This is a genomic window from Pseudomonas sp. S31 (assembly GCF_016648105.1).
Classification (GTDB): domain Bacteria; phylum Pseudomonadota; class Gammaproteobacteria; order Pseudomonadales; family Pseudomonadaceae; genus Aquipseudomonas.
The window spans coordinates 31,081-51,653 of record NZ_JACVVE010000023.1 but is presented as its reverse complement, the minus strand read 5'-3'; the positions used below and the strand labels follow the sequence as shown (position 1 = coordinate 51,653).

Below are 20,573 nucleotides of genomic sequence, written 5' to 3'. Positions count from 1 at the left end.
ACCGCCTCGCCTGGTTCGCGGCTAAAGCCGCTCCTACAGGTATCGCTAGCGGCCCAGGGTGCGCTCGATACCGCCGCACAGTAGGCTCTCCATCAGCCCCAGTGCCTGCGCCTGCGGTAGTGCCCGCAGCATTCCCGGCAACTGGTTCAACAGCGTTGCCAATACGTGCGCGGTAGCCTCCAGCGTCTGCGCATCGAGGGTGGCGCGTGGCGCGACCAGGCGTAACAGCCCTGCCTCGTAGCGCTTGCGCTGCACGCTCAGGCGCGCCTGCTGCGCCTCGCTCAGGCAGCAGAAGTCGCGTTCGGCCAGGCGAAACTGCAGCGGCCGCTCGGCATGCAGCTGCCAATGCCCCGCAATCAGGCACGAGATCGCCGAGCCGCCCCGGGCCATGGCCCGGCGGCCAAGCTCCAGGGTGGCCTGCAGCTCTTCGTAGAGTTCTTCGATCAGGTCGAACAGCAAGTCCTGCTTGCTGGGGAAGTGGTGGTACAGCGACCCGGGCGTCAGCCCAACATGCGCCGCCAGCTCGCGCATGCTGACCTGGCCGAAACCCTTCTCGGCGAACAGCGCCAAAGCCCGGTCACGTCGCTCCTCGAAGTTGGCACAGCGCATTGCGGTATGGGCGGCGGGCATGGCGTTCGCTCCTCAGTAGGTGAAAAAACCACGGCCGCTCTTGCGGCCAAGCCAGCCGGCCGCGACCATTTCCTTGAGCAGCGGAGCAGGGCGGTACTTGCTGTCGTTGTAGCCCTCGTGGAAGGCCTCCATGATCGCCAGCAGGGTATCCAGGCCAATCAGGTCGGCCAGGGCCAGCGGGCCGATCGGCTGGTTGCAGCCCAGGCGCATGCCGGTGTCGATGTCCTCGGCACTGGCCAGGCCTTCCTGGCGCACGAAGATCGCTTCGTTGATCATCGGCACCAGGATGCGGTTGACCACGAAGCCTGGGCGGTTACTGGCGGTGATCGGCGTCTTGCCCAGCTTCTCGGTCACCAGCAGTGCCTGGGCATACGTCTGGTCGCTGGTCTGCAGGCCGCGGATGATTTCGACCAGCGCCATCATCGGCACGGGGTTGAAGAAGTGCACACCGATGAAGCGCTCGGGCTGCTCGATGCTCGCGGCCAGCTGAGTGACCGACAGAGAAGATGTATTGGTGGCGATCAGGCACGCGGCGTCGACGTTGGCCGCGACCTGCGCCAGGATGCGCTGCTTGAGCTGCAGGTTTTCCGTGGCAGCTTCGATCACCAGTTGCGCGCCCGTCAGCTCGGCGTAGTCGGTGCTGGTACGGATTCGCGCCCTGGCCGCGTCGGCGGTTTCTGCCGAGAGCGTGCCCTTGTTGACCTGGCGCTCGAGGTTCTTGCCCAGGGTGGCGACACCACGCTCCAACGCTGCGTCGGATACGTCCACCAGCAGCACCTGGTAGCCGGCCACCGCACAGACCTGCGCGATGCCGTTGCCCATGGTACCTGCGCCGATCACGGCAATCTGTTCAATGCTCATGTCGATGGCTCCTTCAGACCCGTTCGAAGACCACGGCGATGCCCTGGCCACCGCCGATGCACATGGTGGTCAGGGCGTAGCGACCCTGAATGCGCTGCAGTTCATGGATGGCCTTGGTGGCGATGATCGCGCCAGTGGCGCCGACCGGGTGGCCGAGGGAGATGCCAGAACCATTCGGGTTGACCTTCTGCGGGTCGAATTCCAGCTCGCGTGCCACCGCGCAGGCCTGGGCGGCGAAAGCTTCGTTGGACTCGATCACGTCCAGGTCGTTGACGTTCAGGCCGGCCTTCTTCAGTACCGCACGGGTCGCCGGGATCGGCCCCAGACCCATCAGGCCAGGCTCGACGCCGGCATGGGCGTAGGCCACCAGCCGCGCCAGCGGCTTGAGACCCAGGCGGCGTACCGCTTCACCGCTGGCCAGCATCAGCCCGGCGGCGCCATCGTTGATGCCGCTGGCGTTGCCGGCGGTCACGCTGCCATCCTTCTTGAACACGCTCTTCATGCCAGCCAGTTGCTCGGCGGTCACGTCGCCACGCACGTGCTCGTCGACGCTGAACTGCACGGTGCCTTTACGGCTTTTCAGTTCCACCGGCACGATCTGGCTGGCGAAGCGGCCTTCGGCGATGGCGCGGGCGGCGCGGCGCTGGCTGGTCAGCGCCAGTTCGTCCTGCATCTGGCGGGTGATGCCGTGCTTGGCCGCGACGTTTTCTGCGGTGATGCCCATGTGGAAGTGCTCGAAGGGATCCTGGAGAATCCCGACGGTGTAGTCGACGCCCTGCAGGTCACCCATGCGCGCGCCCCAGCGCGCCTGGGGCAGCAGGTAAGGGCCACGGCTCATGGACTCGGCGCCGGCGGCCAGGGCCACCTCGGCATCGCCCAGCAACAGGCACTGCGCCGCCGAGACGATCGCCTGCAGGCCCGAGCCGCACAGGCGGTTGACGTTGAACGCGGGGGTTTCCTTGGGAATGCCGGCATTCATGGCCGCGACCCGGCTCAAGTAGGCATCGCGGGCCTCGGTCGGGATCACGTTGCCCATCACCACGTGGCCCACCTGTGCGGCCTCGACGCCTGCGCGCTCGATGGCGGCGCGGACCACGGTGGTGGCCAGGTCTGCCAGGGGCAGGTCCTTGAGCGAGCCGCCAAAGCCGCCAATGGCGGTGCGCACGGCACTGACGACGTAGATTTCTGGGTTGTTCATAAGGGCTCCGATTGCGAAGGCGTGGCGGGACCGGCCCAGGCTCTGCGAGAATGGTTTGCGTCCCGGAGTGGTCTGAGTCTAGGCAATGCCCTGGCTTGCGCCTATGTCGTATCTGTTCAGCCATCCTGGCTTTTTTTGCCACCCAGCCCAGACAGCGAAACCTGCCATGCGCGAAAGCGATTCGGTCGCCGTGTACTTTCTCAATGCCATGCTCCACGCCTTGCGCGACCGTCCCGAGGTCCGCGATGCGCGCCTGCGCGCCGTGGGGATCGACCCGGCCGTGATGGCCGAGCCCCAAGGCCGGGTACCGGCCCAGGCGTTCGCCCGGCTGTGGCTGGACATGATCGAGCTGCTCGACGACGAGTTCTTCAACCTCGACAGCCACGGCATGCCACTGGGTAGTTTCGCCCTGATCTGCCGGGGCCTGGTCCAGGAGCCCAACCTGGAAAAGGCCCTGCGCCAGTGCATCGGCTACTTCGGCCTGTTCCTGCGCGACCTCGAGGCTGGCGTCGCGGTGCGCGGCGGGCGTGCGGTGATCAGCGTGCAGTCGACCATCGCCGACCCGCTGACTCGGGTGTATGCCGAGGAAACCTACCTGGTGTTGATCATTGGGCTGCTGTGCTGGCTGGCCGGGCGACGTATCGCCATCGACCGTACCGAGCTGGCCTTGGCCCGCCCGTCCCAGGAGGACGACCTGCTACTGTGGGGGCCCGACCTGCGCCTGGGCAGCGGCCGCACCGAGGTGGAGTTCGACAGCGCCTACCTGCGCTTGCCGGTGGTGCAGGACCTGGCGGGTCTGAAAACCTTCCTGCGCAGTGCGCCGCAGGGCCTGGTGATCCGTTTTCGCAACCAGAACGATCGGGTGGCCGAGGTGTACCGCCACCTGCGCGCGCGGCGCTACGGCCAGTGGCCGACCCTGGCCGCGCTGGCCCAGCAGCAGGGGCTCAGTGCCAGCACCTTTCGCCGCCAGCTGGAGCGGGAAGGGCGTTCTTACCAACAGATCAAGGACGAAGTGCGCCGCGCCATGGCCTTCGAGCGTCTGCGCGAAGGGGTGCTGAGCATCGCCGAGATCGCCGAGCAGACCGGCTTCCAGGAGCCCAGCGCATTTCACCGGGCGTTCAAGAAATGGACGGGGCAGAGCCCAGGTAGCTACCGGGCTCGGCTGGGCGGGCGTTGAGCATTCGCTGGGCCACTGAAGGGCATGCGATCTCTTCATTTCTACCTGGGCGGGCAAGACGGGATAATCAACGTTTGTTGCCTCAGGAGTAACCCGATATGTCCAATCAACGCTACATGCGTGAAGCCCTCGAACTGGCCCGCGCCAATATCGACGCCGGCGGCCGCCCGTTCGGCGCCGTGCTGGTGTATCAGGGCCAGGTGATCGCCCGTGCGGTCAACGAGATCCACAGCACCCAGGACCCCACCAGTCACGCCGAGATGCAGGCTATCCGCAAGGCCGCCCACGCCCTGGGCCGCCCACGCCTGGACGGTGCGGAAATCTACGCCAGCGGCCACCCCTGCCCGATGTGCCTGGCGGCCATGCACTTGTGTGGCATCGAGCGGGCCTGGTTCGCCTACGACAATGACGAAGGCGAACCCTATGGTTTGTCGACTGCCGCAGTGTATGCCCAGATGGCCCGCCCGCCGCAGCAGCAGAGCTTGCCGCTGCGCCCACTCAAACCCGAGGGCGAGGCCGATTTGTACCGGCAGTGGCAGCAGGCCAATGCGCAGGCCAAATGAAGGACCTGTTCAGAAGCGCGTGGTGCTGACCGTGATATAGCCCTTGTCGGCGAGGGTGATGTGGATCACCGTCTGGTCGGCCGGGCGCTTGCGTTTTTCCTTCACGCAAACCCTGTCTACCGCCAGGGCACGAAGGCGCTGGCTGATGGCCCGGCCGCAGCTATCGAAGAAGACTTCGCTGGCGAGCAACTCGATGCGCTCGATCAACTGACGGGTTCGCTCGTCGGTGGCGCAGAAGAACATCACCCCCGACCAATGAGGATCTTCATCGGGGTTGACGACCTCGTGGGTCAGGAGTTCGCGCAAGACGCTGCGCAGTTCGGCGATAAGGCGAGTGTGGGGGAACATGCAGCCTCCTCTGGCGACGTCCAGAGGAGATCTTGTTTTCCGCAGCTTTTCTCGGCAAGTAAGTCGTTTCCCAAAACCGGGTAGGAAAACTCCGAGATTGTTCCAGGTGAGGGCAGCGGCTACGGTCGAGCCACCTCGCTGCCCCATTGCCTGGCCAAAGACGAAGCTCAGTGATCAGCCACTGGGTCTTCCTGAGACAGAATGGCCCTGGCGAGTTCTTCGTCACTGGCTTGCAACCCCGGATAGTCCTTGCGGACCTGCTCCAGCGCAGATTCGACGTAGGCTCCTCGGATGGCACCGCCACTGGCCACGAACGCCGAGAGCTCATCGTTGGCGGGGATGATGCGTTTGTCGTCCTTGAAGGTCGAGTACAGCGAAGCGGAAACACCGGCCGAAGTAGCGACGTCGCCCGCATCGACGCGGGCCAGAGCGGCACCGGCAGGCAGCAGGAGCAGCAGTGCGGGGGCGAGGAATAGCTGGCGCATGTTGGAATCTCCGAAAGCATGAAGCCCAAAGAAATGACCACTCAGTGTTTCAGAGGGCCAAGCTGCGCTGGTAGTTCCCGAAATTTTCGACCGCAGGTCCGGCCTGGAGACTGGGTGGCGCCACAAGCCGCCCCGACCTGAACTTGGCGTCCACAGCAGGCCTCGCGTGGCAGAAATTGCATCAGCTCTATAAATCAATTAATACATTTTATTGAAGTGTTAGAAAGTTTAACGAAAGTTTTCTCATGGAGTTATTTCCTACCTAATAGAACTATGAGGTCTCTCCTCTTTTCGCTCCCATTACCATTGATCTCGCTATCGCCATTTTCGCTAGCGATCACTAAGTATGGTTGAGTCAATAAGAGGAACGATGATGAACAAGCGTTGTTTAGCTGCGCCAGACGAGTTGATAAAGAAGGCCGGTTTCAGCTCGCTCGCTGCTGCGGGTGAGTTGTCCTGCGAGGAGTTGCGCGAGGCGCTCGAAGACGAGATTAGCCCGTCGCAGACAGAGGAGTTGCTGGCGATGGCTCAGTCTGCTCACCACGAGGCGCTCTTGCAGGAGAAGCGAATACTGACCCATTCATCGCCACTGTTGCCTGCCGCCATCGAGCCACCCTCAGAGCCCAATGCTGGCGGCTATCAGCAATGGTTCGGCGAGCGTGCCGGGCGCTACGCGGCACCGGGTGACGTGGCTTCGATGTTTTCACCGGCGGCCTACTTGGTGCAGTTGTACCACCATGCGCAAAACCTCTACCCGCAGGACAGCCCCTGGCATATCGATGCCCGGCGTCCGGATCTCAAGGCCTTGGTGCTGAGCCAGGCCAACCTCGACACACCCGTGAGCGCGTTGAGCCTGTCCAACGAGATCCTGCTGAGCAAGGCAGGGCAGGGCAGCGAGCCCACGGAAACCGTACTGCAGCGCCTGGCCGATCATGTGGGAAGTCGCAGCACGCCGCATCATCACCACTACAGCCGGTTGCGTGAACTGCTGCTCGGCAAGGACCCCCACTTGGCTTGCCTGCGGGCCGCGCCCGAGGTGGTCGCGCCGTTGGGGGGCGATGCCTGGGCAAGCCTCCACTACGATATTCCGCCGGCCCTGCAGCGGCTGCTGGTGGACCCCATCGACGAAAACAACGCCGAGGAAAAATTCGCCACGTATTTCCCCGGCAAAACGCCTGAGGCGATGCTCAGCCCGCAAGCCCTGCGTGCCTGGTCTGGCCTCGGCGATGAAGACTTGCAAGCCTTGATGGGTAAGCTGGACGAGACGCAGTTCCTGGGCAACTCACTCACGGCGCGTGCGGGCAACCAGTTTTTCAGAGTGACCGCGACTAAGTCTAATGGCGTTGATACCATCGAAACGTTCTACTTGCTGCCAAAGGGCGACGATCAATGGGAGATCCGGGTCAAATACAAAACGGTTCCCCACGCATTTAACCGCCATACGATCAAGAGTTTTAATGATGAGCGCCTATCCGGTGTCGAGATCGATGCCAGGCAACAAGGCGACCAGCAGTTCGTCCGCGGCAAGGAATACGTCGTCCAGTTCAAATATCCCTACGCAAAGCTGAAGGAGGGATTTTCCGTCAACTCTTACCAGCACGCCGGTGCCGGATATTACAACTATTGGCACAGCGTCAAGTTCGAGCGCTTGAGCCCAGCGCTTTATCTCTTGCGTTTGAATAAACTTATTCGCCTGCATAAAGCGACTCAACTGCCCAGGCGTGTCCTGGAAGACATCATCGATAGTGTGAATCCCCTCGAGATAAACCACGAGACCTTGGCGGTGTTGTCCCAGGTAGCCCAGATCAGCGAGCAGTACGGCATCGAGCATGAGGAGGCCCTGCTCACGGCCAAAGGGCTGATCTCGCAAAAAGCCCGGCCAGGCGAGAAGAGCCATTTCGATCGCCTGTTCAACGACCCCACGCTCGCTGGAACCGGGTTCAGGCTCGATGGCAAGCCTACCCCATTGAATCCGGCAACGGTTTCCGACCGTGGCGATGTCCTGGCGACCCTCAAACGTGCCTGTCAGACGGATCATGAGGGCTTGTATGAGCTGGGGCGTTGCCTCGCGGCCAATCAGGGAGAAGCGGTTACTGTGCGCTCCAATCTCGCTCAGGTTTCCGCCCTCTACACCCTGAGCTTGTGGGCGCGACTGCACGGTCTGGCTCCCGCCGAACTGCGCCAGCTGCTGCAGTTGATCGGCCTGCCTGACGCGCTGCACCAGGCAACGAGCGATGACTGGTTGAAACTGTTGCGCAGGCTGTCTGACACGGTCGGCTGGTTGCACGCACGTAACTGGCGCGTGCATGACCTGTGGCTGATGACACGCGATGTGAGCGACATTCCCGCCGGTGCCGAGATCGATAACCTGCGTAAGGTGATGACTACTGCGCTGGATGGGCTCAAGCAGCTGACCCTGGACGATTGCCTTGGCGCGTTGGCGCCGTCCGTGGCTTCGGCCTTCGGTCTGGGGGGAGAGGCTGCCGCCACGGCGTTGCTCATCTGGGCTGACCGGGCCAAACCGGGAGACATCGGCCTGCTCGCCGCCTGCCAGATACTGCAAATGGATACCCCGGACGCTGCGCAGATGAAGCAGGTGACCGGGTTTGCCTACGGCCTGGCGCAGATGGCGCTGATCATCCATGGCAGTGACGCGCCCACCGATGTCATGGCGTCGTTGGTGGTGCGTCCACAGTGGCTCGCCAGCGACGCCGTGCAGGGCTCGGACTCGGACTCGGACTCGCCATCGACAGTGACACTCGCCCGTTCTCTGCCGACGATCATGGCCCTGGCGGAGCTCAGCGACTGGTTGAAACACCTGCCCGATTTGCAGGGCGCTGGGGGCGCGCTGTTGACGGCGATGGCTGCTGGGCAGGGCATTTCCCTGGCGACCCTGGCAACGGCCAGCGGGCAAGCCCCGGCCGCGCTTGCGCAGGCTGGCGCGCAGGCCAAGCGCCTCGGACATCTTGCCGATGCCACCCAGGTGTTCAATTGGCGGGAGATCGAGGTGTTGCGCCGGTGGACAACGCTGGCCGATGCGCTCGATGTGATGCCTGACGACCTTGGCCGATTGGCCAGGCTGCCCTTTACCGGAAGTGACTCCCAAGAAACCGACTTGGCCGCATGGCGCGAGGTTGCCAATGCGTTTCTGGCGGGGGTTACGCCCACGCGGATGGCGCAGGTCGAAGATGGCGTCCAGGCGCCGTTGAGCCAGGCGTTGGCCGGCATGATCAATTCGCGCGACAACATCACCCAGGAACGGCTCGACCAGCAGTTGTTGCTCGATGCCGCAAACGGTCCGCAAGTGATGACCTCGCGCATCGCCGAGGCGACCTCTGCCCTGCAGATGTTCATACATCGCTGCCAGACGCAGCCGGAGGATAAATACACACTGCACAAGGCAACCCTGGATCGCCCGTTCTTCCGTGACTGGACACGCTGGAATGCCCGTTACGCCAGTTGGGCCGCCGGCCAGATGTTGATGTTCTACCCGGAAAACTACATCGACCCTACCGTACGTCTCGGGCAGACCAAGGCCATGGACGACATGTTGCAGGCCTTGGGCCAGGCGCAGATCAATGGCGATACCGTGGGCGATGCCTTCCATGGCTATCTCAGCGCCTTCGAGGAGGTGGCCGACCTGGAGACGGTCAGTGGCTATCACGATAGCCGGAAGGAGAACAGCGGCAAATCCTGGTTCATCGGCCGCAGTCGGGGGGGGATCGGTGAGTACTGGTGGCGTACGGTCGACGAGAGCAAGCGTGGCGTGGACGGTGTGTTGCCGGCCAACGCCTGGAGCAGTTGGACCCGTATCGACCTGGCGCCGAAGGTCGAGGGGCGTTTGATCCGACCTGTGGTGTTCCGCGAGCGCCTGTACCTGGGGTGGATCGAGCGCCAGGAACAGGGGGTGCCTTACGATGCCCAGGGTAAACCAGGGACCAGTAAATCGCGTTGGGTGTTCAAATTGTCCTGGCAGCGCTACGACGGCAACTGGAGTGCACCGCAGGACTACGACCTGGCTCTGGGCGGCTCTCCTGATCCTGAGCAGCTTGCGCTGTTCTTCGCCGCCCGGCCGGGACGTAACTCGGTGGTGATGAGCATCTATGACCCGAGTAGCCACAGCCCCCTGAAGGTCCATGCGGGCTTGGAGGTTTTCGAAGACCTGACGGCCACTGCGGGTGGCACTGCTGCGGTGTTGGAGCAGGTCTCGCACTGGCTGGACACGAAGGATCACAAGGGCATGTGCGCAGTGTTCGACGACAGGGGCCAGCCAGTCAGCGAAAACAGCCTGTCAGTCAGCGCCGGCTCGGGACTTCCGACCGGGTTCGCGACGTTCGAGCCGATTGACGTGCGTGCGCGGGTGCAGCTCATCGGTGACGGCCAGCCTGGGCGCTACAGGCTGCAACTCGATAGCAGGTTGAACGTGCAAGGCAAGTCTGCGACGCGTCCCAACCGATGGGCAAAGGCACTGGTCAGGCATTATGCGGACCTGGCCAATGAGCAGCGCCGGATCCCCATGCTGACCAGGGGCCACCGAGGCGCGCATATGCAACGCTCGGCAGACGGCAGCTTTTGGGGCTACTTCTGCCTCGATGCCGCCCACCTGCAATCCTTGGTTCCGCGCGCCGATGACATTCGCTACATCGCCGACCCGGACTTCCCGGACAAGAAAGGCGAGGTCGAGAAGATATGGACACCCACAGGGGACTGTTATGTCGGGCGCTACAGCAGTGGCTACGATAACCCCCTGTACGGCATCAAGGTCATTTTCCTCGATGCGGCGAGCCGGCAGCTAACGCCTGCTTGCGAAGTCATCGACCTCATCGGGCAGCCGGCCAACCTGAGCAACCCTGATTTGAGCCCTCAGGAGTACGTGAGTGCACCGGATACGGTCCTGGCGGCAGAGGTGACCTGTGAAATCCACGGGATAGATGGTAAGGGCAGCGTGGTAACGTCCGCCATGCGGGATTATGCCCTGCACAAGGGCGCCAAGCAGATCCCTTTGAGCATCACCGCCGATGTGGGTGATACCGCGCATTGGAACGGCGAGGCTGAGGCCTTCCACCTGATCCGCTACCAATGCGGCCGTGGCAATACCCGTGACTACGTACTGAGGGTGTACAAGGTCGCCGATACCTTGCGTACCGCAGTCATCGGTTCGACAAACGCCGGTGCGCAGTACCTCGAGCGAAACGGCTGGGTGACGCGACTCAATACGTTGTTCGCCCGCCAGTTGACCGAGCGGGCGGTCTCGGGGCTGGACACCATCCTCAGCTACGAAACCCAGCACCTGGCCGAGCCCGCGATCGGCATCTCCGTGAACCTGGCCTTGCCGGTCTACGACCCGAGTTACCATGGTAACAATCGTAACGCCGAGGTGTGGCTGGCGACATCCCCGACAAACCGCTCGATGCTCTGGCGCGGCAGGTTGAGCGAGCAAGAGAAGACCGCGGTCGCCGTGACATTCGCCGCAGGCGCCAAGTACTTGGAGACCGGTCACTACTACCTGGAAACCGCCTACCAGAAAGTCCATTACCAGGGGCCGACGCGTTCGGTCATCATCGATGGCCAGACCCTGAAGGTGCTGCTCAGCGCCGACGCGGCGCCCGGCTCCCAGGCCAAGCTCGACAAGAGAAACGTAGATGCGGTGGTGGTCCGCGACCCCAAAGGCACGACGCCGATGGATTTTTCCGGCGCCAACGCACTGTATTTCTGGGAGTTGTTCTACTACACGCCGATGATGGTCATGCAGCGCTTCCTGCAGGAGGAGCGTTTCGAACTGGCCGAGCAGTGGTTGAAGTACGTCTTCAACCCGGCCGGCTACACCGTGGGCGGTCACTACACTGCGCGCCTGTGGAACGTACGCCCCTTGGCGGATAACACTGCCTGGAACAGCGAACCGCTGACATCCAGGGATCCGGACGCCGTGGCGCAGAACGACCCGATGCACTACAAGCTGAATGCGTTCATGCGATTGTTGGACATCACCATCGGCCGAGGCGATGCTGCGTACCGCAAGCTCGAACGCGATACGTTGAGCGAAGCCAAGGTCTGGTACCAGCGTGCCCTTGACTTGCTCGGCGAGGCGCCGTGGGTCCCGCCGGCCTCCGGTTGGGACGACCCACGGTTGGGCGAGTCAGCATCGACGGGGGCGTTCAACAGCCATTTCCACGCGATCGAGCAGCTCATCGCCGGTCAGAGCCCCGCACAACAGCAAAATCCCGCCTACCTGGACTTCCTGCCCGAGGCCAACCGGGTGATGCTCGGCTATTGGGAAACCTTGCGTCTGCGGCTGTTCAACCTGCGCAACAACCTCACGTTGGATGGACAGCCGTTGAACCTGCCGCTCTATGCTAAGCCGGCCGATCCCAAGGCGCTGCTGGCAGCAGCAGTGGCGGCGCAGGCCGGGCGCGAGGCACAACTGCCCGACTACCGCGACGTACCGGCTCTGCGTTTCTCCGCGCTGCTCGACGGCGCACGGAGCATGGTTTCGCAGCTGATCCAGTTCGGCAGCACCATGCAAGGCATTCTCGAGCGCCAGGATGCCGAAGCATTGGCGGGTTTGCTGACCTCCCAGGGGGCCGAACTGGCCAACAGCAGCGTAGCGTGGTTCAAACAGACACTGAATGAACTCGCTGCCGAACGCATCACGTTGGAGAAGTCGCTGGAGGCCGCCACGCTGCGTCGTGATCACTATCGTCAGCTGTTCGACAATGACATCAGTGCGCGTGAAATGCAGGCTTTGAACATGAAGACTGCGGCGGCGGTGATCACTGCAAAAGCGCCGATCCTCGAGGGCGTGGGTGCAGCCCTTGACCTGATACCGAACATTTTCGGGCTTGCCAACGGTGGGCATCAGCCGTCGTCGCTACCGAAAGCCGCAGGAAAGATGGCAGAAGGCGCGGCGAAGATCATGGCGATAGCCTCCGATCGGATCAACCAGGAGGAGATCTATCGACGTCGACGCAGCGATTGGGAGTTCCAGGCGAAAACGGCGGAACAGGATCGGTTGACGATTCAGGCCCAGATGGAAACCTTGGCCGCACGTACGACCTCCGCCCAGATGCACCTGGAACATCTGGGTACCCAGGCTGCCCACGCCCAGGCGCAACTGGCCCTGCACCAAGGCAAGTTCACCGGCAAGGCCATGCTCAGCTGGTTGCGGGCACGCCTGGCAAGCATCTTCTACACCTACTACGACCTGGCTGCGACACGCTGCGTCATGGCCCAGAAGGCTCTGCAATGGGAGATGAACGACACCACCACCTACCTGCGCACCGGCACTTGGAATGGCGCCTGGGCCGGGCTGTTGTGCGGCGAGGGGCTGATGTTGGCCCTGGGGCAGATGGAATCGGCCTGGGTCAAATGGCATAAGCGCGAGCTGGAAGTGACGCGCACGGTGGACCTGGACAAGGTCTTTGCCGGCAATCTGAAGATGGATGACCAGGTCGTGACGTTGAGCGAGGCGGTCAGGGCGGTCCTCGCCAGCAAGGAGGTGAAGATCGATTCGGACAAGCTCGACGCCAGCATGGAACTGGCTATCAACGGCACCTTGTCGATCCGCTTCGGGCTGAAAGCGTTGGGCTTGGCGACAGGCTTCGAAAATGCCCAGGCACGTCGTGTGCGCAGCATCGCGGTCAGCATGCCTTGCCTGCTGGGTCCGTATCAGGACGTGCATGCGCGGCTGCTCACCGATGCCCCTGGCCTGCCGCTGGGGTGCAACCAAGCCGCCATCTCGCACGCCACCAAGGACAACGGTCTGGTCATACCCCCCAACGGCTATTCGCCGCAGGTCTCGGGCATGCAATTGCTGCCGTTCGAAGGGCTGCATATCCCGAAGTCGGACGATGACGACAAGACCAGCCTGACCCTGAACTTCGCCAATGCCAACGGCGAACAGAGGGCACTCCTGGAAAGCCTGAGCAACGTGATCCTGCACGTGCACTTCACCGTTCGCTGAGGCTGGGGAGGGCGGCGACGCCCTCCTTGGAACCCATTTCCCATTCGACCGCCGGCCTTTCGCCCGACGGTTATCGAGGAGCAAGACATGACCGATATGCCTGACACCGCGCCCGGTGCCAGCCGCGAGCCGGTATTCATCCCGCCATCGCTGCCCAAGGGCGGCGGTACGTTGATTCCCGGCAGCGGCATGCTGTCCGTCGGCGGCGCCGATGGCAGCGCCGGCTGGACGCTGCCTTTGCCCTTGCCGATGGGGCGCGCGCTATCCCCTTCATTGGCCCTGAACTACAGCTCCAGCGGCGGCAATGGTGCCTTCGGTGCCGGTTGGCACTGTGCACCGCCGAGCATCAGCCGCATGACCCGCCTCGGCATCCCACGCTACGACGATAGCGATCGCCTGTGGGCGGGCGATGGCGAGGAAATCCTGCCAGACGCCGGTGGCCCTCGGCAGGCGCCACACCTGCCGTTCGCCAGCGAGCCTGCCGTCCACATCGTGACCCCCTGGACGCGCCGCAGCGGCGGTCGCGACGAGCGCCTGGAACACTGGCGCGCCGAGGCGCAACCTGACTCGCCGGGGTTCTGGCTGCAATACCATGCCGACGGCAGTATCACCTTGTTCGGTTGGTCGGCCTCCGCCCGTTTGTGCGCGCCGGGGAACCCAGCCCACGTGGCGTGCTGGTACGCCGAGGAAACCGTCAGCGCCACTGGCGAGCATGTGCTGTACGTCTACCGCGAGGAAGATGAAGCCGGCTGCGATGCTGCCGAACTGGCGGCCCACGGCCAAGTCTCGGGCCTGTACCTGAGCGCCGTGTACGCGATGAACGCGACGCCCTGCGCATCGTTTCTGGTCCCGGCAGGGGCATTTGCCCCAGACGACTTCATGACCCTGATGCTGTTCGACTACGGCGAACGCAGGGGCGAGATAGGCACGGTGCCGCCCTTGCTGGCCAGCGCCCCCTGGTCGCGGCGCGAGGACTGCTTCTCGTACTGGCGCTGGGGGTTCGAGCAGCGGGTGCGAAGGCTGTGCCACGACGTGTTGCTTTGGCACCGCACACGGATGCTGGCAGGGGAGTCCGACCCGACGCCCACGCTGGTCAGCCGCCTGCACCTGACCTACCAGCAATCGGCGGTCACGTCGCTGCTGGTCGCGGCCCGGCAGGCCGCCTATGAGCCCGATGGCACGCCGCTGCTGCTGCCGCCCGTGGAGTTCGAGGCGAGCCGCCCTGGGCGGGCCGCGCTGGGCTGGGAGGCACTGCCGGCGCTCGATGGCTTCCATGCACCGCGCTGGCAGTTGGCCGACCTGTATGGCGAAAGCTTGCCTGGCCTGTTGTACCAGGATGCCGGTGCCTGGTGGTACCGCGCCCCCCAGCGTAACGTTCAGGAAGGCGCCGATGCGGTCAGCTGGGGGCCGCCGCAGGCACTGCCCATGAACCCCAGTACGGCGTCCGGAGCCGGGCTGCTGGCCGACCTGGAAGGGAGTGGGCGGCCAAGATGGCTGGTCAACCTGCCAGGGTTGCGTGGCAGCTTCACCCTGAAACCGGACGGGCAATGGAGCGAGTTCATAACCTGCGATGCTTTCCCGGCCGAACTGTCCCACGATGCCGCGCAGCTGGTCGACCTGAGCGGTGACGGTGGCCAGGATCTGGTCATGATCGGGCCGCGCAGCGTGCGCATCAGCGCCAGGGACCGCCGCGCCGGCTGGCAATCGCAGCGCGAGGTCATGCACGATGGCCGGCTGCCGGTGGTCGGCGGCGAACAGTGCCTGGTGGCATTCGCCGACATGGCCGGCAGCGGTTTGCAGCAGATGGTCCAGATCGGCGCCGACGGTGTGCACTACTGGCCAGCCGCTGGCCATGGCCATTTCGCCGCGCCGATCCACATCCCGGGTTTTGCAATGGATGGCTTCGCGGCCAGTCGGGTGCTGCTGGGCGATACCGACGGCAGCGGCACCAGCGATCTGCTGTACGTGGAGCGTGACCGTATCCGGGTGTTCGTCAACCAGTGCGGTAACCGTTTCGTCGAGAGTGACTACGTGCCTGCGCCAGAAGGCGTCACCCTGGACGACACCTGCAGGTTGCAACTGGTCGACCTGCATGGCCAAGGCTCTGCGCAACTGGTGTTGACCCAGCCGCACCCGGTGCCGCGCAGCTGGGCCTATCGCTTCAACGAGCGGCGCCCCTGGTTGTTGGCCGAGGTCTGTGGCAACAGTGGCAGCCGGGTGCTGTTCTACTACCGCAGTTCGGCCCAGGGCTGGCTCGACGAGAAAGCCGAACTGCTGCGCCAGGGCAAGCCGGCGATCAGCCACTTGCCGTTCCCGGTCCATGGTGTGTGCAAGGTCACCACCATCGATGACATCAATGGCCTTCGCACGGTCAGCGGCATGCGCTACCTGCGGGGCGTATGGGACAGCCAGGAGCGCGAGTTCCGGGGTTTCACCCGGCTGATCCAGACCGATACGCTGGAAGATGCCCAGGGCACAGCGGCGGAGCGCTCGCCACCGGCGCAGGTGCATACCTGGTATCTCAGTGGCAGCGACGCCGATGACGTCGGCACCCCTGAAGCGTTCGCCGCGGCCGATAGCGCGGAAGCAGCCTTTGCCACCAACGCGTTGCGTTTCACCCGCCTGGAGGGCGAGCAAGAGGTGGCCTACGAGCCCGAGGGGGCAGTGCGCCGCTGGCTCTTGCGCGCCGTGAAGGGTGTCGCGCTGCGCACCGAAACCTATGGCCTCGATGGCAGCAACCAGGCAGCGGTGCCTTTTGCCATCGAACGCCAGCGGTGGCAGGTCCGGGTCTACCCGACGGCCGATGCCGCACGGCCCGCGGCTCTGGTGACTGCCGTGGAGACCCTGACCCTCGCCACCGAGCGTATCGTCCAGGACCCGGTCGTCAGTCAGACCGTGGTGCTGGCCCAGGATGCGCACGGTCATGTCCTGAGCAGCGTCGAGTTGAACTATCCGCGCCAGCCGCCGAGCCTGGTCTCGCCCTATCCCGACAGCCTGCCCGATGGGCTGGAGGTCGCCAGCCGTGACCCTCAGCAGGACACGCTATGGCTGAGCCTGGAGCGTTCCAGGGTGCACAACCTCACGGCAGGGCCCTGCCATGTCTGCGGCTTGGCCGACACCCAGCGTACCGACGTACTGGCGCTGCCAGCCCAAGCCGTGCCCGAAGGCGGCTTCAGCGTGGAAAGCCTGCAACGGCCCGACAGCCCTCTGGCGGGCCTGGAAGGCGCGACGCTGGCCAGCTATAGCCGTACGCGATGGTGCGATGCCCAGGGCGAGTTGATCGAGGTGCCGCTGCGCCAAGCCCTGGTAGCATTCACCGAGATCGCCATGCTCGATGGTGCGGCGCAGGATGCGCTCGCGGCCAACCTGCCGGCGCAGGCATTGGCGCCTTGGCTGAGCGCCTGCGGCTACCACCGTGTGGAGCTCGCCGAGGACGGCAGCATCGTCCATGTCGGCCGTCACGGCCTGGCCAGCTATCACGGCTCGCAGTCGTTCTATCGACCCGCCAGTGTCCGAGACAGCGAGATGGTCGGGCAGACCGCGCTGCAGTGGTCCGCACACGCCGTCGCCCTGGCCAGCATGATCGACGCCGTGGGCCTTGAGAACCACATTGAGCATGACTGGCGTTTCCTCACGCCGGTATCGATGACCGATCCCAACCGCAAGGTCCAGCGGGTCGCCCTGGATGCCTTGGGGCGAGTGGTGCAATCGCGATTCCATGGCTTCGAGCACGGTGCGCCGGCCGGTTACCACCCCACCCAGGTATTCGTCATGCCGCACACCGTGGAGCAGATGCTCGCGCTGGAGGCCGGCAAGGTGCCGGTGGCCAGTGCCCAGCGCCTGGTGAGCGACAGCTGGATGCCACTGGCGCGCGACAGCCAAGGGCGTTTGCTGGACACGCGCATGGGGGAGCTGGCCTGGCGCCGCTTGGCAGCGCTGCACGGCTGGCCACTGACGAACCTGGCCGAAGGTCGCCAGCCCCCGCATGTCATCACCTTGCAGACCGACCGCTACGACGGCGACCCGGCACAGCAACTGCGGGTGCGCGTGGACCATGGCGATGGTGCTGGCCGCCTCTTGCAAAGCGCGGTGCTGAGTGCGCCGGGCGACGCCCTGGTGCGCACGGCCGAAGGTAGCCTGGCGGTCGATGCCCAAGACCGGGCACTCAGCGCGCCCGCTGCGGTGCGCTGGGCCGTGAGCGGCAGGACCGAATACGACAACAAGGGGCAGCCTGTGCGCACCTGGTTGCCGTTCTATCTCGACGACTGGCGCCCGGTGCGCGATGCCCGCGCCCGCGACGGCCTGTACGCCGATACCCACCTCTACGATGCCCTGGGCCGCGTGTACCGCGTACTCACAGCGGCGGGATGGGAGCGGCGCACGCACTTCTACCCCTGGTTCACCGTTTCGGAGGACGAAAATGACACAGCACGATGAGCAGGCCGGCCAGGGTAGCCTTGCGCTGCCGGCCAGCCCGCATGACGACGTACACCGCAACACGCCAGAGGTGCTGGTGACCGACAATCGCGGCCTACCCATCCGCGAGATCCGTTATCACCGCCACCCCGACGACCTGCAGCAGACCGACACCCGCATCACTCGGCATCGCTTCGATGCCAGGGGCTTTCGGGTGCAGAGCAGCGACCCGCGTCTGGGCGCGGCGGGGCGGATGAACTTCACCTGGCTGAACGATCTAGACGGCCGGCCGCTGCGCACCCATGGGGTCGATAGCGGTATCGCCTATCACTTCACTGATGCGGCCGGCCGGCCCAGGTTGGCCGTGACCGATGTGACCGAAGATGAAAACGGCGTGCAGCGGCGCGAGCAGGCAGTGACCCGTCGCTGGCTGTATGAGCCCGCTGGCCGGGCAGGGCGGTTGCTGGGTCTTGTCGAGCAGGTCGCGGGGCAATCGCCTCGTTGCTTGGAGCGCTTGGTCTACGGTGGCACGGGGGCTGACGAGCTGGCCTGCAATCTCGCAGGCCAGGTGAGCCAGCACTACGATACCGCCGGCCTGCTGCAAACCCATGGGTACAACCTTGCCGGCGGCGCGCAGCGGGTTACCCGGCGGCTGCTGGTCGGCGCGGATGACCCGCAGGTCAGCGCGGACTGGCAAGGCGAGGAGGCCGCGCAGTGGCAGGCGGCGTTGCAGCCGCTGGCCGAGGGCCACACCAGTACCACCCTGGTCGATGCCACGGGGGCGGTGCTGGACAGCACCGATGCCGCCGGCAATGTGCAGCATCACACCTATGATGTGGCTGGCCGGCCCAATGGCAGCTGGTTGACCCTCAAGGGGGGACGCCGGCAAGTCATTCTCAAGCAACTGGACTACTCGGCGGCAGGCCTCAAGCTGCAGGCCGTACACGGCAATGGCGTGGTTACCCGCTACCGCTACGAGCCCCGCACCCAGCGCCTGGCCGGCATGCGCACCGAGCGCCCGAGGGGGCATGCGTTGGGCGCCAAGCTGCTGCAAGACCTGCACTATGCCTACGACCCGGTGGGCAATCTGCTCAAGGTCCGCGACGAAGCCCAGCCCGTGCGCTACTGGCGCAACCAGCAGATCGAGCCCGAAAGCCGCTATCGCTACGACAGCTTGTACCAACTGGCGTCGGCCAGCGGGCGCGAGATGGCCAATGCCGGCCGACAAAGCCAGCGACTACCGGCGCGCGGGGTGCTCGACAGCGTCGCCCAGAGCGCTTACACACGTACCTATCGCTACGACCGCGGGGGGAACCTGACGCGTATTCGCCATAGCGCACCGGCCAGTGGCAATAACTACACCCTCGATATCACGGTCAGCGACCGCAGCAACCGTGCTGTATCGAACGCCTTGGCCAGTGACCCGGCGCAGGTCGATGGGCTGTTCAGTTCCGACGGGGAGCAGCTCGTCCTGGCGCCGGGGCAAGCACTGCAGTGGACGCCGCGTGGCGAACTACAGAGTGTCAGCCCGGTGCAGCGCGAGGGCGGCGTGGACGACTGCGAGAGCTACCGCTACGACATCGGCAACCAGCGGATTCTCAAGGTCAGCTCGCTACGACACGCGGGTACGGTTGGACGACAGCGTGTTGTGTACCTGCCAGGGTTGGAACTGCGCGGCACCGACAATGGAGCACAACTCGTCGAAGACCTGCGGGTCGCCTTGGTCAGCCTACAAGGCGTTGCCCAGGTCCGTGCACTGCATTGGGCGGCGGGCAAACCCGACGACATCGCCAACGATCAGCTGCGCTACGCCTACAACGACCACCTGGGCAGCGCATGCCTGGAAGTCGACGGGGAGGGCGCGATCATCAGCCAGGAGTCCTATTACCCGTTCGGAGGCACCGCTGCATGGTCCGCCAGCGGCGAGGTACAGGGGCGCTACAAGACTCATCGCTACAGCGGCAAGGAGCGCGATGCCAGCGGGCTGTATTACTACGGCTTCCGCTACTACCAGCCGTGGGTCGGGCGTTGGTTGAGCGCGGACCCCGCCGGGACGGTGGATGGGCTCAATCTCTACGCCATGGTGGGTAATAACCCAATGGCGCTGGTCGATGATGATGGGTTGATGTTCAGATCAGTGCTGAGCGCACTTGGTTTAGGTGGCTCTCAGGAGCCCTCGGTCGAACCGGATGCGCAGGGCAAAGAGCCAACCGCATCGCCTGCAGCATCACCGCCCCCCTCACCATCACCCTCTCGTGTATCGGACTCGCCGGACGAGCCTGCCCAGCCCAGCCAGCCCGAGGCTCCTGGACAGGACGCTAGCGCCAAGAAGAAAAAGAAATCGAGCGGTCAGAGAAAGCGGGAGAAAGACGCCGCTACCAAAGCCACCGAGCATGTCAAGAGCAATCAGAAGCCGGCCGGAGCGAGCGCTCAGCGCGAAGCGAGGCAATTTGCCGAGGCTGTCGCATTGAATGGCACTTGGGGGCTGCCCGGTTCCGATGTACACAAGCAACTCAAACGCCAGCGCGGCGATCTGCCTGGAGACCTTGTCGCGGTAGGCCAGAAAAACAGCGCAGAAGGCATCGGCGCCCTGGTCTATCTGACTGAAGGCTATGACAACGGAAATCATAAAGGAGAGGGCTACAAGCACATCCAGGCGGAACACAAAGACGACTTTGCCAAGGCCGGCCTTGCCGAGGAGAAGATAGTTCCATTGATCATGACTGCGTTGGTGACAGGCAAGGTCGTGGGTATCAACAGCGCCGCTGCGGTCAATCGGCCGGTCTACAAAGTTGATTTCGAGACACAGACCTGGTTTGTCACCATCCAGCAAAAAGGTAATTCGGTGCTGAGCGCGCACCCGTTCACCAAGCGACTGCCGTTCCCGATGCCGCATTTCCGCCAATAGATGGGGATGCGTGTCTCGAATGTTCTA

General features: G+C 64.2%; 10 protein-coding genes. 5 read left to right on the top strand and 5 right to left on the bottom strand.

The genetic code is table 11. The features are described from left to right. Window positions 1-45 precede the first annotated feature (45 nt). Genes IAE37_RS17300 through IAE37_RS17290 form a run of 3 tightly spaced genes read right to left on the bottom strand, consistent with a single transcriptional unit; the run spans window position 46 to window position 2,689 of the window. Window positions 46-630, bottom strand: a complete 585-nt coding sequence (locus tag IAE37_RS17300) for a TetR/AcrR family transcriptional regulator (RefSeq protein ID WP_201175504.1) — start codon at window positions 628-630, stop codon at window positions 46-48. 12 nt (window positions 631-642) lie between these two features. Next, window positions 643-1,491 carry a 3-hydroxybutyryl-CoA dehydrogenase gene (locus IAE37_RS17295; protein WP_201175502.1) on the bottom strand — a complete coding sequence of 283 codons (849 nt, stop codon included), beginning with the start codon at window positions 1,489-1,491 and terminating at the stop codon, window positions 643-645. A 13-nt stretch (window positions 1,492-1,504) separates the two neighbouring features. After that, on the bottom strand, window positions 1,505-2,689 hold the full coding sequence (locus tag IAE37_RS17290) for an acetyl-CoA C-acyltransferase family protein (RefSeq protein ID WP_201175500.1): 1,185 nt from the start codon (window positions 2,687-2,689) through the stop codon (window positions 1,505-1,507). Window positions 2,690-2,855: 166 nt separating this feature from the next. On the opposite strand from IAE37_RS17290, the gene IAE37_RS17285 reads away from it, so the two are divergent. Together IAE37_RS17285 and IAE37_RS17280 are read left to right on the top strand one after the other, a co-directional pair. Continuing rightward, the gene (locus IAE37_RS17285; RefSeq protein WP_201175498.1) at window positions 2,856-3,866 is read left to right on the top strand and encodes an AraC family transcriptional regulator; all 1,011 of its coding nucleotides are present in this window, start codon (window positions 2,856-2,858) and stop codon (window positions 3,864-3,866) included. Between the two features lie 98 nt (window positions 3,867-3,964). Beyond that, window positions 3,965-4,429: a nucleoside deaminase gene (locus IAE37_RS17280; protein ID WP_201175496.1), complete on the top strand. Its 465-nt coding sequence runs from the start codon at window positions 3,965-3,967 to the stop codon at window positions 4,427-4,429. 9 nt (window positions 4,430-4,438) lie between these two features. Here the strand turns inward: IAE37_RS17280 and IAE37_RS17275 are convergent, their stop codons facing one another. Further along, entirely contained in the window at window positions 4,439-4,777 is a 339-nt protein-coding gene (locus IAE37_RS17275; protein ID WP_201175495.1) for a hypothetical protein, read from the bottom strand. A gap of 167 nt (window positions 4,778-4,944) precedes the next feature. Further along, window positions 4,945-5,262, bottom strand: coding sequence for a DUF2388 domain-containing protein (locus IAE37_RS17270; protein ID WP_201175493.1), 318 nt, complete (start codon window positions 5,260-5,262; stop codon window positions 4,945-4,947). 370 nt (window positions 5,263-5,632) lie between these two features. Here IAE37_RS17270 and IAE37_RS17265 point away from each other — a divergent pair, with 370 nt between their 5' ends. From IAE37_RS17265 to IAE37_RS17255, 3 genes are all read left to right on the top strand, one after another. Further along, window positions 5,633-13,222, top strand: a complete 7,590-nt coding sequence (locus tag IAE37_RS17265; protein WP_201175491.1) for a neuraminidase-like domain-containing protein — start codon at window positions 5,633-5,635, stop codon at window positions 13,220-13,222. 87 nt (window positions 13,223-13,309) lie between these two features. Continuing rightward, window positions 13,310-17,659, top strand: a complete 4,350-nt coding sequence (locus IAE37_RS17260) for a SpvB/TcaC N-terminal domain-containing protein (protein WP_201175490.1) — start codon at window positions 13,310-13,312, stop codon at window positions 17,657-17,659. After that, window positions 17,643-20,546, top strand: coding sequence for an RHS repeat-associated core domain-containing protein (locus IAE37_RS17255; RefSeq protein WP_201175488.1), 2,904 nt, complete (start codon window positions 17,643-17,645; stop codon window positions 20,544-20,546). The genes IAE37_RS17260 and IAE37_RS17255 overlap by 17 nt, the downstream gene beginning before the upstream one ends. Window positions 20,547-20,573 lie beyond the last annotated feature (27 nt).